The 1,630-nt window shown below is 70.7% G+C and carries 3 protein-coding genes; 2 read left to right on the forward strand and 1 reads right to left on the reverse strand.

Features of this window, described 5'->3' with window-relative positions:
* Positions 1 to 360: ATP-binding protein (locus ACOJTB_RS03620; RefSeq protein ID WP_420101155.1), on the forward strand; the 360-nt coding region annotated here is incomplete at its 5' end.
* A gap of 203 nt (positions 361 to 563) precedes the next feature.
* Positions 564 to 1,130 (forward strand): ActR/PrrA/RegA family redox response regulator transcription factor, encoded by a 567-nt coding sequence (locus tag ACOJTB_RS03625; RefSeq protein WP_420101156.1) that lies wholly within the window; start codon positions 564 to 566, stop codon positions 1,128 to 1,130.
* 26 nt (positions 1,131 to 1,156) lie between these two features.
* Here ACOJTB_RS03625 and ACOJTB_RS03630 read toward each other — a convergent pair whose 3' ends face one another.
* On the reverse strand, positions 1,157 to 1,624 hold the full coding sequence (locus tag ACOJTB_RS03630) for an MmcB family DNA repair protein (RefSeq protein ID WP_420101157.1): 468 nt from the start codon (positions 1,622 to 1,624) through the stop codon (positions 1,157 to 1,159).
* Positions 1,625 to 1,630: the final 6 nt, after the last annotated feature.

Below are 1,630 nucleotides of genomic sequence, written 5' to 3' on the forward strand. Positions count from 1 at the left end.
TGCCGGCGCAATCCGGGCATGATCTACGGGCTCGGCAACATCGTCGACAACGCCGTCGATTTCGCCCGCAGCAAAGTCTCGATCGCGGCGGAATGGACGCCGACCCTGGTGCTCCTCACCATCGCCGATGACGGGCCGGGCTTTCCGGCGGATGTGCTGCTGCGGGCGGGCGAGCCCTATCTGACGCGCGGGACGGCCGAAAGCCGCGCCGGCGGCGGGCTGGGGCTCGGGCTGTTCATCGCCAAGACGCTGCTCGAGCGCGGGGGCGCGGCGCTGGAATTCTCCAACCGGCCCGCACCCGAAACCGGCGCGCGCATCCGAATCGCCTGGCCGCGAGCGCTGTTCGAGGCCGAGCGCTGAGGCGTCCGATCCGGGCGGCGTGCGCGGCGGCCCTGCGACAATCCAGCCTCTTATCCGGCACAGGATCCTGCGGGGTGGCGCATTTCGCTCGCCGGCCCGATGATCTACAGCGTCGTGGTCCGCTTGCGGACCCATCCCGTATATCGGGCAAGACATCCAAACCCGCGCCGCCGCAGCGCGTTCACAAGCGGCAGGAGAAGGCCATGCAGGCAGCAGAGAGCGACAGTGCGACGAACGGGCCCGGCGGCGACATGACGCTGCTGCTGGTCGACGACGACAGGCCGTTCCTGACCCGCCTCGCCCGCGCCATGGAAGGGCGCGGCTACAGCGTGCGCATGGCCGACACCGTCGCGGCCGGGCTCGCCGCCGTCGAGGAAGCGCCGCCGGCCTTCGCCGTGATCGACCTGCGGCTGGGCGACGGCAACGGGCTCGACGTGATCGCCCGCCTGAAGGAGAAGCGGCCCGATGCGCGAGGCGTGGTGCTGACCGGCTATGGCAACATCGCCACGGCAGTGAGCGCGGTGAAGCTGGGAGCCTTCGATTTCCTGGCGAAGCCCGCCGATGCGGACGAGATCCACGCCGCGCTGGCCGCCCAGCGGGATGCCAGGCCGCAGCCGCCGGAAAACCCGATGTCGGCCGACCGGGTGCGCTGGGAGCATATCCAGCGCGTCTACGAGCTGTGCAGCCGCAACGTCTCGGAGACGGCCCGCCGGCTCGGCATGCACCGGCGCACGCTGCAGCGGATCCTGGCCAAGCGCGCGCCGCGCTGATCAGGACTCTCAGCCCCGTCGTTGGTTCAGAGCCCGGCGGCCTCCGGATCCTCGATCTGAGCGAGCCGCGCCGCGGCCAACCGGGCGACAGCGATCGTCAGCATCTTGCGCCGCGCCGGGGCGAGCGGGTGGCGGGGCGGCTCGCGCAAGAGCGCTCCGCCATAGCCGTCGGCGACGATCAGGCCGACATCGTCCGGCAGGATTTCCTGCGGGAATTCGGGCGCGACGGCGAAGAGAAAACCGTCGCAGTAATCGCGGTAATCCGGCCATTTGCCGTCGACGCGGTAGTCCAGCACACCGGACTTCACCTCCACCACCCATAACTCCCCGTTCGGCCACAGCGCCACGATGTCGCCGCGCCGGCCATTGGCGAAGGTCATCTCCTTGACGATCGCACAGCCGCGCTCGCGCAGATGGCGGCTGGCGCCCCGGCAGACCGAGCGGGTGATGTCCGGCCGGGCCGGCGGCGGATTGAGAAGGGCTGAGCCGGGCATGGGGCA

The organism is Allobosea sp., assembly GCF_048595345.1.
In the GTDB taxonomy this organism is placed as follows: Bacteria; Pseudomonadota; Alphaproteobacteria; order Rhizobiales; family Beijerinckiaceae; genus Allobosea.

Bases quoted from the DNA above. Each gene is read 5' to 3' on its own strand.
- ACOJTB_RS03630 (WP_420101157.1), bottom strand. From the start codon at position 1,624: ATGCCCGGCTCAGCCCTTCTCAATCCGCCGCCGGCCCGGCCGGACATC.
- ACOJTB_RS03625 (WP_420101156.1), top strand. From the start codon at position 564: ATGCAGGCAGCAGAGAGCGACAGTGCGACGAACGGGCCCGGCGGCGAC.